Raw genomic sequence first — 16,363 nt, 5'->3', positions numbered from 1 at the left:
CGGATGCCTACCAGCCCAGAATTTCTTTAAGAAAGGGAATGGTCAGCTTGCGCTGGGCTTGCAGGGAGGCCTGATCCAAGCGTTCGAGCAACTCGAACAACGCGCTCATGCTGCGCTCGCCCCGCGTCAGGATAAAGCGGCCGACTTCATCACTGAGGTGCAGGCCGCGGCGCGATGCGCGCAGTTGCAGGGCGCGCAACTTGTCTTCATCGGACAGCGACTGCAACTGGAAGACCAGCGCCAAGGTCAGGCGCGACTGCAGGTCGGCCAATTTGACCGGCAGCTCGCGCGGCGAACGACTGGCGGCCAGAAGCAAGCGCCGGCCGCTGTCGCGCAAGCGGTTGAACAGGTGAAACAGGGCTTCTTCCCAATCGCTAAGTCCGGCAACGGCATCCAGGTCATCGAGGCAGACCAGTTCGAACTGTTCCAGGTTGTCCAGCATAATCGGGCCGTGCGCTACCAACTCAGCCAGCGGCAGATAGACCGCGGGCTCACCGAGCTGCTCGAAACGCAGACAGGCCGCCTGGAGCAGATGGGTACGGCCCACCCCCGCACCGCCCCAGAGGTAGATCAGGCTTTCCGCCCAGCCAGCATCCGCCTCGCACAGGCGCTCGACGTAGCCAAGCGCCGCGGCATTGGCACCGGGGTAGTAGTTGGCAAAGGTGGCGTCATCACGCAGACGCACACCTAAAGGTAGTTGAATCGGTCTCATGCAGGGCTGGGCGGCTCATCTGAAGCGCTGGGGGGTTCCCCATAAAGATCGGAAAGTTTATACAAATCATGTGCATGGCGCACTAAAACCATAATCACCGCGGCCACCGGCAGGGCCATGAGCACGCCAGTGAAGCCGAACAGCTGTCCGCCGGCCATGATCGCGAAGATCACCGCCACTGGATGCAAGCCAATGCGGTCGCCGACCAGCCAGGGCGTCAGCAACATACCTTCGAGCATCTGGCCGACGCTGAACACGGCGGCAATCGCCAGCAATGGATAGAAATCGCCACCGAACTGGAACAGGCCGGCGGTCAATGCCGCGCCGATCCCCACCACCACACCCAGGTACGGCACGATGCTGGCCAAGCCGGCCAACAAACCGATCAACAGCCCCAGCTCCAGACCGATCAGCATCAAGCCGACGGCATACATCACCCCCAATGCCAACATCACCAGCAGCTGCCCGCGCAGGAAGGCGCCGAGCACTTCGTGACACTCGCTGGCCAGTTTCACCACCAGACCTTCACGGGTGCGCGGTAACAAGCCACGCAACCTGGCGACCATCAGGTCCCAGTCGCGCAGCAGATAAAAGCTGACCACCGGGATCAGCAGCAGATTGACCAGCCAAGCCAGCAGGGCCAAGCCCGAGGCAGTGGCCTTCGATAGCAGCATGCCGAGAATATCGGTGGTTTGACCCAGGTGCTCGGAAAATGCCGCCTTGAGCTGATCGAAACGCCAGAAGCCGTTATTCAGCCCCAACTTGGCCTGTACCCAAGGCAACGCCTGGTGCTGCGTCCAGTCGAGCATTTGTGGAGCCAGTTCGTAGAGGCGCATTAATTGTTTGCCGAGCATCGGCACCAGCACCAGCAGCAAAATCGCCAGGATCAGACTGAACAGAGCGAAGACCACGATCACGCCCCAGGTGCGCGAAAGCTTCCAGCGCTCGAGCCGATCGACCAGCGGATCCCCTAGATAGGCCAACAGCACGCCAATCAGGAACGGCGAGAGAATCGGTTGCAACTGATACAGCAGCCAGCCGAGCAAGAGCAGCCCAGCTATCCATAGCCAGCGACGTGAATCAATCATGCTCAACCCTCGAGTGGTGCAACCAGACAATCTGCAGGCCATGAAAGCCTGCAAGTGAACGTACAAACTGGAGTTTCACCCAGCATTCGTCGGCAAATTTCCAGCGGCTTACCCCGTATCCGGCGGCAGTCTACCAGCGAAAACGCAGCACATCGTCACGCCGTAACACCTGAGGCGCCAGCTCGCCGGTCGGCTGTTGCGGCGACTGGCTGGCATCAACTGACTGGGGGGCATCCGTCACTTCCTGCAACTGCACCAGCGCCAGCTGCGCGCGCAACTGCTCGGCACTGGCCTTGATGCGATAGATCAGGCGGTCTCCCTCGACCTTGAGCAACTGCGCAGCCAAGGGCTCGAGAATCCGCTGCAGCTCGGCATAGCGCGCCAGGTCGGCGCCCTGCACTTCCAGGGTCAGGCTGGATGCAGCGCCTGGGGCAACCACGTAGCGTTGTGCCAGCCGCTCGCTCACCATCAACAGCACCGCATCGGCCAATGCCGCTTGATCGGCGCCCTTGGCCTTGCCTTGCTCGCTCACATCGCCCAACCACAGACGCCATTGGGCCTGCCACTGACCGTTATCTTCACGCGCCTGCACGGCCAGCAGGGCATCGGCGGCATAACGCTCGGACGCCGTACGCAGCGCCTCTGGCTCGGCCGCGCCAAGGTTCTCGGCGGTTGCCAGCAATTGCTCGCTCAAGTCGGCGATCGGCAAGCGTAGCGGCAGCCCACGGTGTTGCGCCGCCTGACGCAACGGCGCGGCGCTGCTCTGGCCATCGCCGACCAGGCTCGAACCGTCGCTGGCATCATTCAACCACCAGGCTAGAAGCGCCGGACGATTGACCCCCCACAGCGACAACCCGGCCTGGCGCAGACTGCGGTCGGTGCTGACGGGATCGAAATCCACCAGCAAGCTGTCCTCGGCATAGCCATACTGGCTGATGATCTGCTGTGGATCCTTGCGCAACTCGGCCAGCGCCGGGCTCTTCACCGCCTCACGGTCACCAGTCAAGCGCAGCACCAGGGTCTGCAGGGCGCGACCCAGGGCAGCGTCACGCTCCTCCGGCTGCTGGCTGGTAACCGGCTCGCGCACCTGGTACAGGTCACTCACCGTTGCCGCCTCGCTGGACAGGCTGAACAGTGGCAGGCTGAGGATTAACAGACGAGCGATCAGGCGCATGAATAGGTTCTCGACAGACGGAAGGCGGCGGGCAGGCCGTAGTACAAGCCTTATACCTTAAACAGCCGCCCGTGCCCCGGCAACCACCGCACGGCGCGGGTGGCCGCTGCACGGCAAGCCTGATAAAATCGCGCGCCTTCGCAGACCGACCGCCGCAGCGCCGGTGCACATCCGATATTCCCCTTAAAGGCCTGGATCTATGAGCAAGCAACCCTCCATCAGCTACAAGGACGCAGGTGTAGACATCGACGCGGGCGAAGCCCTGGTCGAACGCATCAAAAGCGTGGCCAAACGCACTGCGCGTCCAGAAGTCATGGGGGGGCTGGGCGGCTTCGGCGCTCTTTGCGAGATCCCGGCGGGTTACAAGCAACCGGTTCTGGTGTCCGGCACCGACGGCGTCGGCACCAAACTGCGCTTGGCGCTGAACCTCAACCGACACGACAGCATCGGCCAGGATCTGGTCGCCATGTGCGTCAACGACTTGGTGGTGTGTGGCGCCGAGCCGCTGTTCTTCCTCGACTACTACGCCACCGGCAAGCTCAATGTCGACGTGGCCGCCACCGTGGTCACCGGCATCGGTGCCGGCTGCGAACTGGCCGGCTGCTCGCTGGTCGGTGGCGAAACCGCGGAAATGCCGGGCATGTACGAAGGCGAAGACTACGATCTGGCCGGTTTCTGTGTCGGCGTGGTGGAAAAAGCCGAAATCATCGACGGTTCCAAGGTGGCCAACGGCGACGCCTTGATCGCCCTGCCGTCCTCCGGTCCACACTCCAATGGCTACTCGCTGATCCGCAAGATCATCGAAGTCGCTGGCGCCGATATCGAAACCATCCAGCTCGACGGCAAGCCACTGACCGACCTGTTGATGGCACCGACGCGCATCTACGTCAAACCGCTGCTCAAGCTGATCAAGGACACCGGCGCGGTCAAGGCCATGGCCCATATCACTGGCGGCGGCTTGCTCGACAACATCCCGCGCGTGCTGCCGGACGGCGCCCAGGCCGTGGTCGACGTGGCCAGCTGGACGCGCCCGGCGGTATTCGACTGGTTGCAGGAACAAGGCAATGTCGATGAAACCGAGATGCACCGCGTGCTCAACTGCGGCGTCGGCATGGTTATCTGCGTGGCCCAGGATCACGTCGAACTCACCCTCAAGACCCTGCGCGATGCCGGCGAGCAGCCGTGGCTGATCGGTCAGATTGCGGCTGCCGCCGAAGGCGCCGAGCGGGTCGTGCTGAACAACCTGAAGCGCCATTAATGCCGACCGCCTGCAATGTAGTGGTGCTGATCTCCGGCTCCGGCAGCAACCTGCAGGCGCTGATCGACAGCAGCCAGGCGGGCGATAATCCGCTGCGCATCCGCGCGGTGATCTCCAACCGCGCCGACGCCTATGGCCTGGAACGCGCCAAGGCTGCCGGTATTGATACCTGTGTGCTCGACCACAAAGCCTTTACCGGCCGCGAAGCCTTCGATGCGGCACTGATCGAGGCCATCGACGCCTTCGAGCCGCAGCTGGTGGTGCTGGCCGGCTTCATGCGCATCCTCAGCAGCGACTTCGTCCGCCACTACGGCGGACGCCTGCTCAACATCCACCCCTCGCTGCTGCCCAAATACAAGGGCCTGCATACCCACCAGCGGGCACTCGAGGCGGGCGACCGCGAGCATGGCTGCAGCGTGCACTTCGTCACCGAGGAACTCGATGGTGGCCCTCTGGTCGTACAAGCAGTGATCCCGGTAGAGTCACACGACTCACTCACCAACCTGATGCAACGGGTACACGAGCAGGAACACCTGATCTACCCGCTGGCCGTGCGCTGGTTCGCCGAAGGCCGCTTGCGTCTGGATACGCAAGGCGCAATGCTGGATGGCCAGCCACTGCCGAACACCGGTCACCTGATCCGCACCTAGGAGATACCATGCGTCGCGCCTTACTGTTCGCCCTTGCCTTATTCAGCCTGCCGGCCCTGGCCAGCGAGTTGACGCCGTTCTCCGCCAGCTATACCGCCGACTGGAAACAACTGCCGGTCAGTGGCACCGCGGAGCGCAGCCTAAAAGCGCTGGACAACGACCGTTGGCAGCTCAGCTTCGAAGCCTCCATGCTGGTCGCCGGCCTCAGTGAACAGAGCACCTTCCGCCTGGACAAGACAGCCTTCCTGCCATTGACCTATCGCTTCGAGCGCAATGGCCTGGGCAGAGGCAAGAAAATCGAACAGGACTTCGATTGGGCCGGCAAGCGCGTGACCGGCAGCGACCGCGGCAACCCGGTGAGCTTTCCGCTCAATCGCGGTCTGCAGGACAAATCGACCTATCAGCTGGCGCTGCAGCATGACGTTGCCGCCGGCAAGAAAAGCATGAGTTATCAGGTGGTCGACGGCGACGAAATCGAGACCTACGACTTCCGTGTCCTCGGCGAAGAAGTCGTGCGCACCAAAGCCGGGCAGATCGACGCGATCAAGGTCGAGCGTGTGCGCGATCCGACGCAAAGCAGCCGCAAAACCATACTCTGGTTCGCCAAGGACTGGAGCTACCTGCTGGTCCGCCTGCATCAGGTTGAAAAAGACGGCAAGGAGTACCAGATCATGCTCAAGGAAGGCACGGTCGACGGCAAAGCGGTCGAAGGCCGACGCGACTGACGTTCAGGTAACGAACAAACCAGCCGGGCATTGCCCGGCTTTTTCATGCGCCGGATTACAGCCGGCTACGGCACGGGCTAGACGGCATGAGCACGCAGGATGTGCGCAACGCGGGCAGAAGACCGCTGGTGCGCATGGCAGCGCTTACCACATCAGATCATCCGGCACCTGGTAGGCGGCGTATGGATCGTCGGCATCCGCGGCTTCGGTCGGGGTATTGAGCAAGATCACCCGCTGCGGATCACGTTCCTGAATTTTCAGGGCCGCCTCGCGCGGGATCACTTCATAACCGCCGCCGCTGCGCACGATGGCCAGCGAGCCGCTGCTGAGTTTGTCACGCATCAGCTTGTTCACCGACAGACGCTTGACCTTCTTGTCGTCGACGAAATTGTAGTAATCCTCGGTGGTCAGTTTGGGCAGGCGAGACACTTCGATCAGTTGCTTGATCTGCGCTGCACGGGCCTTCTGCTCGACCTTTTCCTGTTGCTGACGATTGAGTTCCTGATCGCGCGCGGCCTTCTCGGCCATGGCCTGCTGAGCGGCGAGCTTTTGCGACTCGTCCTTCTCGACCTGGCCCTTGTGCTGCAGTCGCTGCTGCTTCTGCTTATCCTTGCTAACCTGCTTGGCCTGCTTTTCGTTGACCAGTCCGGCTTTGAGCAACTGATCGCGTAGTGAGATCGCCATAACGTACCTATACCCAACAAACGATAAATGTAGGGTGGATCGGACCGCGAAGGTGCAACCCACCAGAATCTCCACATCCCAGACGGTGCTGGAAACCACAGCAACCAATTAGTCGGCTGCTTGTTGCTTTTCCAACTTCTTGGCTTCGCCCCAGAGCGCATCCAGTTCTTCCAGATCGCAATCTTCCATGGCCCGCCCTGCTTCGCGCAATGCCTGCTCGATAAAACGGAAGCGCTGCTCGAACTTGCCGTTGGCGGCACGCAGCGCCGATTCCGGGTCGACCTTGAGGTGACGGGCAAGATTGGTCACCACGAACAGCAGATCACCGATCTCTTCGGCAATTGCCTGCGGGTCATTTTCGCTCATGGCCTCGAGCACTTCATCCAGCTCTTCTCGCACCTTGTCCACCACCGGCAAGGCCTCGGGCCAGTCAAAACCGACCTGGGCCGCGCGCTTCTGCAATTTGACCGCACGGCTCAGGGCCGGCAAGGCATTGGGTACATCGTCGAGCAACGACAGCTGCTCGGGCGCAGCAGCCTTCTCGGCGCGCTCTTCGGCCTTGAGCTCTTCCCAGCGCTGCTTGACCGCCGCCTCTTTAAGCTTGGATGTGTCGGGGGCGCCATACAGATCGCCATCGACAAACACATGGGGATGACGCCGAATCAGCTTGCGGGTGATGCCATCGACCACCTCGGCAAACTCGAAACGCCCCTCCTCCCGTGCCAACTGGCTGTAATACACCACCTGAAACAGCAGATCGCCCAGCTCGCCCGGCAAATGCTCGAAGTCGCCGCGCTCGATGGCGTCCGCCACTTCGTAGGCCTCTTCGATGGTGTAGGGCACGATGCTCGCGTAGGACTGCTTGAGGTCCCACGGGCAGCCATGCTGCGGGTCGCGCAGGCGGGCCATCAGGTGCAGCAGGTCGTTGAGTTGGTACATAAGGCTCCTTGGTAAACGTAGCCCGGATGCAATCCGGGAATGCTCTGACACAATTCCCCGGATTGCATCCGGGCTACGGCTATAAACAGTCACCTGAGCGTCGCGAGCGAATAGCTGGCTAGGCGAAGGCCTACCGAAAAAGCGGAGTTGGCTCTAGCCAATGAGCATTTTTCGGTAGGCCTTCAACAACGCCAGATAGAGCGCAGCAGCTCAGGAAGCCCGGTGACGGCGGGCCTCGATAATATTCGGCAACTGCGAGATGCGCCCGAGCAAGCGCCCCAGAGCGTCCAGCCCAGGAATCTCGACGGTGATCGACATCGTTGCGGTGTTGTCTTCCTTGTTCGAGTGGGTGTTGACCGCCAGCACATTGAGCTTCTCGTTGAGCAGCACCTGGGTGACGTCGCGCAACAGCCCGGAGCGGTCATACGCACGAATGACCACATCCACCGGGTAGGTCTGTACTGGCACCGGCCCCCAATTGACCTGGATGATCCGCTCCGGCTCGCGCCCGGCCAGTTGCAGCACCGAGGCGCAATCCTGGCGGTGGATGCTGACCCCGCGACCGAGGGTGATGTAGCCAACGATCGGGTCGCCCGGCAACGGCTTGCAACACCCGGCCACCTGCGTCAGCAGGTTGCCGACCCCCTGGATCTGGATATCGCCGCGCTTGCTTGGCTTGAAGCCCGTGGCCTTGCGCGGGATCAGCTCGAGCTGCTCGCTGTCGCGCTCCGGCTCGAGCAACTGCTGCGCCAGATTGATCAGGTGAGCCAGGCGCAGGTCGCCGGCACCGAGGCTGGCGAACAGGTCTTCGGCATTTTTCAGGTTGGCCTTCTCGGCCAGTTTCTCGAAGTCCACATGCGGCAGCGCCAGACGGCCCAGCTCGCGTTCGAGCAGCGCCTTGCCGGCGGCGACATTCTGGTCGCGATCCTGCAACTTGAACCAGTGGACGATCTTTGCCCGCGCCCGCGAGGTGGTGACATAACCCAGGTTGGAGTTCAGCCAGTCACGGCTTGGCGTGCCGTGCTTGCTGGTGATGATTTCTACCTGCTCACCGGTTTGCAGGCTGTAGCTGAGCGGCACGATGCGCCCATTGATCTTCGCGCCACGGCAGTTGTGGCCGATCTCGGTGTGCACCCGGTAGGCGAAATCCAGCGGCGTAGAGTTTTTCGGCAGGTCGATGGCGTGACCGTCCGGGGTGAACACATAGACCCGGTCCGGCTCGATATCGACACGCAACTGATCGGCCAGCCCTCCGATATCACCCAGTTCCTCGTGCCACTCGAGCACCTGACGCAGCCAGGAAATCTTCTCTTCGTAATGGTTGGAGCCGGATTTGACATCGGTGCCCTTGTAGCGCCAGTGCGCACAGACACCCAGCTCGGCCTCCTCGTGCATGGCGTGGGTACGGATCTGTACCTCCAGCACCTTGCCTTCCGGACCGAGTACCGCGGTGTGCAACGAGCGATAGCCGTTTTCCTTGGGGTTGGCGATGTAGTCGTCGAACTCCTTGGGAATGTGCCGCCAGAGGGTGTGCACGATGCCCAGCGCGGTGTAGCAATCGCGCACCTCTGGCACCAGCACGCGGACCGCGCGCACGTCATAGATCTGGCTGAATTGCAAGCCCTTTTTCTGCATTTTCCGCCAGATCGAATAGATGTGCTTGGCCCGCCCGCTGATGTCGGCCTTGACCCCGGTGGCTTCCAGTTCCAGGCGCAGGTGGCCCATCACATCATTGATGTACTGCTCACGATCCAGCCGACGCTCATGCAGCAGCTTGGCGATCTGCTTGTACTGCTCGGGCTCCAGATAGCGGAAGGACAGGTCTTCCAGCTCCCACTTGATATGGCCGATGCCTAGACGGTGCGCCAGCGGCGCATAAATATCGAAGACTTCGCGGGCCACACGTTCACGCTTCTCGTCGTCGGCATGCTTGACCGCGCGGATTGCACAGGTGCGCTCGGCCAGCTTGATCAGCGCCACGCGCACGTCATCGACCATCGCTACCAACATCCTGCGCAGGTTTTCCACCTGGGCCTGGGAGCCGAGTACCAGCGAGTCGCGCGGATTGAGGCTGGCGCTGATCGCCGCCATGCGCAGCACGCCGTCGACCAGCTTGGTCACCACGGGGCCGAAGCGCTGCTCCACCGCGGCCAGGGTCACCTTGCCCTCACGTACGCCACGGTAGATGACGGCGGCAATCAGGGAGTCCTGATCGAGCTTGAGGTCGGCGAGAATCTCCGCGATCTCGAGGCCGGCGCGGAAGCTGGAAGCACCTTCCGACCATAGATTCTGTGCGGCGTTAGCCTGCTGCTCGGCCTCGCGGGCGAACTCGCAGGCGTCGAGCAAGGCATCGTGTTCCAGCGCCGGGTCGACGCTGAGTACATGGGCCAGCCAGGCCTCTAGGTTGATGCTGCCGTCATCGTTGATCGGCTGGTGCGCTCTAACCTGAACCATCTTGCTTACCTTCCCTAGGGTGCGCGCCACGCACACCAAACAGTCGCCGGATTTCTTCGACCCGGTCGGTTTAACCACTTTAAGGCACAATCCTTATGCGCCCCTGCACAGCGTAGATAAGGGCTGATGGCAGCAAAACCAAGTTGCCTTCATCCCTAGCTACGCTCTTTCAACCTATTGCCTGACAAACAACGCCATCGCCTCGACATGCGCCGTTTGCGGAAACATATCGAGGATGCCGGCCTTTTCCAGCCGATAACCCTGCGCCAGCAACTCGGCGCTGTCACGCGCCAGCGTAGTCGGGTTGCACGACACATAGACCAGGCGCTTGGCGCCCAGTGCGCCGATCTGCCTGATCACCGGCAATGCACCATCACGCGGCGGGTCGAGCAGCACGGCGGCAAAACCGCCTCGTGCCCAACCGGTCTCGGCCAGCGGGTTCGACAGGTCGGCCTGAAAAAAGTGCAGGTTGCCGATGCCATTGCTCGCCGCATTCTGCGCCGCCCGCTCGACCATCGCCTGTACCCCTTCCACCGCTACTACCTCACGCGCCTGGCGCGCCAGCGGCAAGGCGAAATTACCCAGGCCGCAGAACAGATCCAGTACCCGTTCATCCGCCTGCGGCGCCAGCCAGTCCAGCGCCTGGGCGATCATCGCCTCGTTCACCGGCGCATTGACCTGAACAAAATCGCCGGGCCGATAGGCCAACTGCAAATCCCAGCGCTGCAGGCGGTAGCCCAGGCTTTGCTCTGGCTCGAACGGCTGCGGCTCACCGATACCATGCAGCCAGAGTTGCGCATCATGGGCCACGCAGAACGTCTGCAAGCGCGCCAGATCGGCCTCGCCAAAGGCGGCAGTGTGACGCACCAATACAGCGCTGGTACTGCCATGGAATAACTCGACATGGCCAATGGCCTGGGGGCTATCCAGCTCAGCCAAGACCGCCGGCAACGCGCGCAGAATCGGCTGCAAGGGCGGGACCAGCACCAGGCAATCGGTAATGGCGACGATGTCCTGGCTGGCCGCCGCGCGAAAGCCAACGTCCAGTCGTTTGTGTTTGACGTCCCAGCGCACGGCGATGCGCGCGCGGCGACGGTAGGCGAACTCCGGCCCGACCAATGGTGGTGCCCACTCATCCGGTTGCAAGTCAGCCAACCGGCTGAACTGTTCGCTGAGCATGCGCTGCTTGAGGGCCAACTGATCGGCATGGCTCATGTGCTGGACGCTGCAACCGCCACAGATGCGCGCGTGGACACAAGGCTCCACCCGCCGCTCGGGGCTGGCGCTGAGAATCCGCTCGCTGCGGGCCTCGACCACCTGACTGCGCGCGCCCAGCACCCGGGCTTCGACCTGCTCGCCGGGCAGGGCGCCGCTGACGAACCAGGTGCGCCCCTCGACAAAGGCAATGCCGCGACCATCGTTGGCCAACCGTTCGATGTTGAGCTTCTGCTTCTTGCCGACCGGTATTTGCGCCGCGCGCACGCCGCCACTGGGCTGGAAGCGTAAACCGCTGATTTTCTTGGCCATTAGAGCTCCGGCGTGTCGTACACGCCCGTCGACAGGTAGCGATCGCCGCGATCGCAGATGATCGCCACCATCACCGCGTTTTCCACTTCAGCCGACAGGCGCAGCATCGCCGCCACCGCCCCACCCGAGGACACGCCGCAGAAGATGCCTTCTTCACGTGCCAGACGGCGCGTCGCATCCTCGGCTTCGCGCTGGGCCATGTCGATAATCCGGTCAACGCGGCTGGCCTGGTAGATCTTCGGCAGATACTCCTCGGGCCAGCGGCGGATACCGGGAATGGTCGCGCCTTCCATCGGCTGCAAACCGACGATCTGCACCTGCGGATTCTGCTCCTTGAGGTAGCGCGATACCCCCATGATAGTCCCGGTGGTACCCATGGAACTGATGAAGTGGGTGATCTGCCCCTGGGTCTGGCGCCAGATTTCCGGGCCAGTACCTAGATAGTGCGCCTCGGGATTGTCGCCATTGGCGAACTGATCGAGCACCTTGCCGCGCCCCCCGCGCTCCAGACTGTCGGCCAGATCGCGGGCCCCTTCCATGCCCTCCTCGCGCGACACCAAAACCAGCTCCGCACCGTAGGCGGTCATCGCCGCCTTGCGCTCGGCGGTGGAGTTGTCCGGCATGATCAGGATCATCTTGTAGCCCTTGATCGCCGCGGCCATTGCCAGGGCAATACCGGTGTTACCGGAGGTGGCCTCGATCAGGGTATCGCCGGGGTGGATATCGCCGCGCAACTCGGCCCGGGTAATCATCGACAGCGCCGGCCGGTCCTTAACCGAGCCAGCAGGATTGTTACCCTCCAGCTTCAACAGCAAGGTATTGGACGTATTGCCGGGCAGGCGCTGCAAGCGCACCAGCGGAGTGTTGCCGACGCAATCGGCGATAGTAGGGTATTGCAAGGTCATGGCAGCGATCAGGTCCAGGTAGCTGGAAGGGTCCCTATGATAGCGGCAAACGGGCAGCGGCCATAACCGCCGATGGGATGCCTTGTTGCAGCATGCTGCCAGGGCGACGCCACTGTTGTACCGTCAAGACCAGCCGCTACACTGCCAGCTTGAGTTCAGCCAACAGGCAACGAGGAAGAACATTTGTGTTCAAGGATCTAGGCATTAAAGGCCGTGTGCTCATGCTCACCCTGCTGCCCACCAGCCTGTTGGCATTGGTGCTGGGTGGTTATTTCACCTGGGTGCAACTGTCAGATCTGCAGGCGCAACTGCTGCAACGCGGGCAGATGATCGCCGAACAACTGGCGCCGCTGGCCGCGCCCGCCTTACAACAGCATGACGCCGCCCTGCTGCAACGCATTGCCACGCAGACACTCGAGCAGCCGGACGTAAGAGCCGTCAGCTTCCTCGGCGTTGAGCGCGAGAGCCTGGCCCATGCTGGCCCGAGCATGCTCGATCAACCGCCCAGCGATGAGCCGAGCCAGATGGACCGGCGCAGCAGTGCGGATGCCACACGCTTTCTCCTGCCCGTACTGGCACAACACCTGACACTTACTGGCGAGCCGCTGACGCAACCTGACAGCGACTTGCTCGGCTGGGTCGAGTTGGAGCTTTCACACCACGGCACCCTGCTCAAGGGCTACCGCAGCCTGCTTGCCAGCCTGCTGCTGATCAGCACCGGACTGATTGTCACCGCCCTGCTCGCCCTGCGCATGAGCCGCAGCATCAACGGACCCTTGCGGCAGATCAAATACAGCGTCGCCCAGCTCAAGGATGGTCACCTGCACACCCGCCTGCCACCACTCGGCAGCCATGAACTGGATGAACTGGCCTCGGGCATCAACCGCATGGCCGAATCCCTGCTCAACGCCCAAGAAGAGTTGCAGCACAGCGTCGACCAAGCCACCGAAGACGTACGGCAGAATCTGGAGACCATCGAGATCCAGAATATCGAGTTGGACTTCGCCCGCCGGGAAGCCCTGGAGGCCAGCCGGATCAAATCCGAATTCCTCGCCAACATGAGCCACGAAATCCGCACCCCACTCAACGGCATTCTCGGCTTCACCAACCTGCTGCAGAAAAGCGAGCTGACCCCACGCCAACAGGATTACCTGGGCACCATTGAAAAATCCGCCGATAGCCTGCTCGGAATCATCAATGAGGTGCTCGACTTCTCCAAGATCGAGGCCGGCAAGCTGATCCTGGAAAACATCCCCTTCAACCTGCGCGACCTGCTGCAAGACACCCTGACCATTCTCGCCCCGGCCGCCCATGAAAAACGCCTGGAGCTGCTCAGCCTGGTCTACCGCGACACGCCACTGACGCTGCTTGGCGACCCGCAGCGGCTCAAGCAGATCCTCACCAACCTGGTCAGCAACGCGATCAAGTTCACCCCTGAAGGCAGCATCGTCATGCGCGCCATGCTCGAAGACGACAACGCCGACCGCGCCCAACTGCGCATCAGCGTGCGCGACTCCGGTATCGGCCTGTCCAACGAAGACCTGCGCGCACTGTTCCAGGCCTTCAGTCAGGCCGACAATTCACTGTCGCGCCAGGCCGGCGGCACCGGCCTTGGCCTGGTGATATCCAAGCGCCTGATCGAGCAAATGGGCGGCGAGATCGGTGTCGACAGCACGCCTGGCGAGGGCTCGGAGTTCTGGATCAGTCTGAGCCTGCCGAAAGCCCGGGATGACGCCGAAGACCTGCCCCGCCCGCCACTGCTCGGTCGCCGCGCGGCCATCCTGGAAAGCCACGAGCTGTCACGCCAGGCCTTGCAGCATCAACTGGAAGATTGCGGCCTGCTGGTCAGCGCCTTCGACAATCTCGACAACCTGCTCGAGGCGGTCGCCAGCGCGCACCACAGCAGCCAACCGATGAGTATCGCCGTGCTCGGCGTCACCGCCCAGCACCTGCCGCCGGAGCGCCTGGGCCAGCGCATCTGGGATCTCGAGCGCCTCGCCTGCAAGACCGTGGTGCTCTGCCCGACCACCGAACAGGCGCTCTATCACGAGGTACTGCCCGACGGGCACAACCAGTTGCAGGCCAAACCCGCCTGCACACGCAAGCTGCAGCGCGCGCTGGCCGAACTGGTCAGCCCACGCCAAACACGCGCGGAAACCAGTTCGCCCGGGGCCAGCCGCCCACCGCGGGTGCTCTGCGTCGACGACAATCCGGCCAATCTGCTGCTGGTACAAACCCTGCTGGACGACATGGGCGCTCAAGTCAGCACCGCCAACAGCGGTTATGAAGCCCTGGAAAAATTCCAGCAGCACAGCTTCGACCTGATTCTCATGGACGTGCAGATGCCTGGCATGGATGGCCGCCAAACCACCGAAGCGATTCGCCAGCATGAGGGCGAACACGGCCAGCCCCCCGTCCCCATAGTCGCCCTGACGGCCCATGCCCTGGCCAACGAAAAACGCGCCCTATTGCAAAGCGGCCTGGATGACTACCTGACCAAGCCCATCAGCGAACGGCAACTGGCCCAGGTCGTGCTCAAATGGACCGGACTGGCGCTGCGCAACCAAGGCCCCGAGCAAACCAGCGAAAACGCCAACGCAGACCGTGCCCTGCGGGTACTGGACACCGATGAAGGCCTGCGCCTGGCAGCTGGCAAAGCCGACCTGGCAGCCGACATGCTGAGCATGCTGCTGGCCGGGCTGCCGGCCGACCGCCAGGCCATCCGCCAGGCCCGCGGGGCGGGCGATCGCAACGCCCTGATCGAGCGCGTGCACCGCCTGCACGGCGCGACCCGCTATTGTGGCGTACCACAACTGCGGGCCGCCTGTCAGCGCAGCGAAACCCTGTTGAAACAGAATGACCCCGTCGCGCCCAGCGCACTGGACCTGCTCGATGCCGCCATCGAACGATTGGCCAAAGAGGCGCAGATCAGTGCCTAGGCGCCTGATCGGTAAATCCGTTTATCCATGCTCCAGAGCCTGGTGGGAGGCCGTGACCGCTCGCGAAAATGTTCCCGAGATTTTCCTAGCCTCCCCATCCATGGGGGCGCCGGCGGCGCTTGCGGCATTTCCCACCTCCTGGTGGCTCGTGCGCCCCGCGGCGAATCCAGCCCACAGGGCTGCCAGGCGGTACAGGCGCCGAGCAGGACAACCTCGGGCGGGCCGCTCACAGATGCGACTCAAACCGGCGAATCTGAGCGAACCAACTAACCGTACAGGCCACCTGGAGTCAGCATGCGAATCCTCTTTTTCAGTAGCAAGCCCTATGACCGCGACAGCTTTAATGTCGCCGGCGCGCCCGCTGACTATCAATTGCATTTCCAGCAGGCGCGCCTGACCACCGACAGCGCCACCCTGGCGGCGGGCCATGACGTGGTCTGCGCCTTTATCAATGATGAGCTCTCGGCGCCCGTGCTGGAGCGCCTGGCTGCCGGCGGCACACGCCTGATTGCCCTGCGCTCGGCGGGCTACAACCATGTCGACCTCAAGGCAGCGCAGCGGCTTGGCCTGTGCGTGGTCAGGGTGCCCGCCTACTCACCGCACGCGGTGGCCGAGCATGCGGTGGCGTTGATCCTGGCGCTCAACCGGCGCATCCATCGCGCCTTCAACCGCACCCGCGAAGGTGATTTTTCCCTGCACGGCCTGACCGGCTTCGACCTGCACGGCAAGCACATTGGCATCATCGGCGGCGGCCAGATCGGCATGGTCTTCGCGCGGATCATGGCCGGCTTTGGCTGCCGTCTGCAGGTGTTCGACCCTTGCCCCGTGGCTGGTCTGGGGGCATTGGGCGGTAGCCAGGTATCACTGGCGCAACTGTTGGCCGACAGCGACATCATCAGCCTGCATTGTCCACTGACCGAGAGCAGCCACCATTTGATCAACGCCCAGAGCCTGCAGCAGATGAAACCTGGGGTCATGCTGATCAACACCGGACGCGGTGCCCTGATCGATACCCCGGCGCTGATCGGCGCATTGAAAAGCGGCCAGCTCGGCTACCTGGGTCTGGATGTTTATGAGGAGGAGGCCGAGCTGTTTTTCGAGGACTGTTCCGACCTGCCGCTGCAGGACGACGTATTGGCGCGCCTGCTGAGCTTCCCCAACGTCATCATCACCGCCCACCAGGCCTTCCTCACCCAAGAAGCGCTGGCAGCTATCGCCCGCACCACCCTGGACAACATCACCGCCTGGGCCGGCGGCACACCGAGCAATCAGGTGCAGGCCGGCGCGTGATAGCATTTGCGCTGACTT

13 protein-coding genes are annotated in these 16,363 nt (G+C 62.7%); 5 read left to right on the top strand and 8 right to left on the bottom strand.

Annotated elements, in window-relative coordinates:
* Positions 1–7: 7 nt before the first annotated feature.
* The 3 genes from hda to B2D37_RS02825 all read right to left on the bottom strand — a co-directional run bounded on the left by hda (position 8) and on the right by B2D37_RS02825 (position 2,974).
* Positions 8–712: a DnaA regulatory inactivator Hda gene (gene hda / locus B2D37_RS02835; protein ID WP_079201295.1), complete on the bottom strand. Its 705-nt coding sequence runs from the start codon at positions 710–712 to the stop codon at positions 8–10.
* The gene (locus B2D37_RS02830) at positions 709–1,800 is read right to left on the bottom strand and encodes an AI-2E family transporter (RefSeq protein ID WP_079201294.1); all 1,092 of its coding nucleotides are present in this window, start codon (positions 1,798–1,800) and stop codon (positions 709–711) included. Before B2D37_RS02830 ends, hda begins: the two co-directional genes overlap by 4 nt.
* Before the next feature lie 130 nt (positions 1,801–1,930).
* Positions 1,931–2,974 carry a DUF2066 domain-containing protein gene (locus B2D37_RS02825; protein WP_079201293.1) on the bottom strand — a complete coding sequence of 348 codons (1,044 nt, stop codon included), beginning with the start codon at positions 2,972–2,974 and terminating at the stop codon, positions 1,931–1,933.
* Positions 2,975–3,173: 199 nt separating this feature from the next.
* Between B2D37_RS02825 and purM the strand changes: the two genes are divergently transcribed.
* Genes purM through B2D37_RS02810 form a run of 3 tightly spaced genes read left to right on the top strand, consistent with a single transcriptional unit; the run spans position 3,174 to position 5,607 of the window.
* Positions 3,174–4,232, top strand: a complete 1,059-nt coding sequence (gene purM, locus B2D37_RS02820) for a phosphoribosylformylglycinamidine cyclo-ligase (RefSeq protein ID WP_079201292.1) — start codon at positions 3,174–3,176, stop codon at positions 4,230–4,232.
* On the top strand, positions 4,232–4,882 hold the full coding sequence (gene purN / locus B2D37_RS02815) for a phosphoribosylglycinamide formyltransferase (protein WP_079201291.1): 651 nt from the start codon (positions 4,232–4,234) through the stop codon (positions 4,880–4,882). Before purM ends, purN begins: the two co-directional genes overlap by 1 nt.
* 8 nt (positions 4,883–4,890) lie before the next feature.
* Positions 4,891–5,607 carry a DUF3108 domain-containing protein gene (locus B2D37_RS02810; protein WP_079201290.1) on the top strand — a complete coding sequence of 239 codons (717 nt, stop codon included), beginning with the start codon at positions 4,891–4,893 and terminating at the stop codon, positions 5,605–5,607.
* Positions 5,608–5,751: 144 nt separating this feature from the next.
* Here the strand turns inward: B2D37_RS02810 and B2D37_RS02805 are convergent, their stop codons facing one another.
* The 5 genes from B2D37_RS02805 to cysM all read right to left on the bottom strand — a co-directional run bounded on the left by B2D37_RS02805 (position 5,752) and on the right by cysM (position 12,116).
* A complete protein-coding gene (locus tag B2D37_RS02805) occupies positions 5,752–6,291 on the bottom strand; it encodes a DUF2058 domain-containing protein (RefSeq protein WP_079201289.1) in 540 nt (179 codons plus the stop codon).
* 108 nt (positions 6,292–6,399) lie between these two features.
* Entirely contained in the window at positions 6,400–7,230 is an 831-nt protein-coding gene (gene mazG / locus B2D37_RS02800) for a nucleoside triphosphate pyrophosphohydrolase (protein WP_079201288.1), read from the bottom strand.
* 210 nt (positions 7,231–7,440) lie between these two features.
* Entirely contained in the window at positions 7,441–9,684 is a 2,244-nt protein-coding gene (gene relA, locus B2D37_RS02795; protein WP_079201287.1) for a GTP diphosphokinase, read from the bottom strand.
* Positions 9,685–9,858: 174 nt separating this feature from the next.
* Positions 9,859–11,211: a 23S rRNA (uracil(1939)-C(5))-methyltransferase RlmD gene (rlmD, locus tag B2D37_RS02790; RefSeq protein ID WP_079201286.1), complete on the bottom strand. Its 1,353-nt coding sequence runs from the start codon at positions 11,209–11,211 to the stop codon at positions 9,859–9,861.
* Complete coding sequence (gene cysM, locus B2D37_RS02785; protein WP_079201285.1) at positions 11,211–12,116, bottom strand: cysteine synthase CysM; 906 nt, start codon at positions 12,114–12,116, stop codon at positions 11,211–11,213. Before cysM ends, rlmD begins: the two co-directional genes overlap by 1 nt.
* A gap of 185 nt (positions 12,117–12,301) precedes the next feature.
* Here cysM and B2D37_RS02780 point away from each other — a divergent pair, with 185 nt between their 5' ends.
* Both B2D37_RS02780 and B2D37_RS02775 read left to right on the top strand, forming a co-directional pair.
* Entirely contained in the window at positions 12,302–15,055 is a 2,754-nt protein-coding gene (locus B2D37_RS02780; protein WP_079201284.1) for a response regulator, read from the top strand.
* A gap of 294 nt (positions 15,056–15,349) precedes the next feature.
* Positions 15,350–16,345 carry a 2-hydroxyacid dehydrogenase gene (locus tag B2D37_RS02775; RefSeq protein WP_079201283.1) on the top strand — a complete coding sequence of 332 codons (996 nt, stop codon included), beginning with the start codon at positions 15,350–15,352 and terminating at the stop codon, positions 16,343–16,345.
* The last annotated feature ends 18 nt before the right edge of the window (positions 16,346–16,363 follow it).

It is taken from the genome of Pseudomonas sp. CC6-YY-74, assembly GCF_002025205.1.
GTDB classification, from domain to species: domain Bacteria; phylum Pseudomonadota; class Gammaproteobacteria; order Pseudomonadales; family Pseudomonadaceae; genus Aquipseudomonas; species Aquipseudomonas paeninsulae.
Note: the sequence above shows the minus strand (reverse complement) of the source record. Positions and strands in the feature narration are given on the sequence as shown.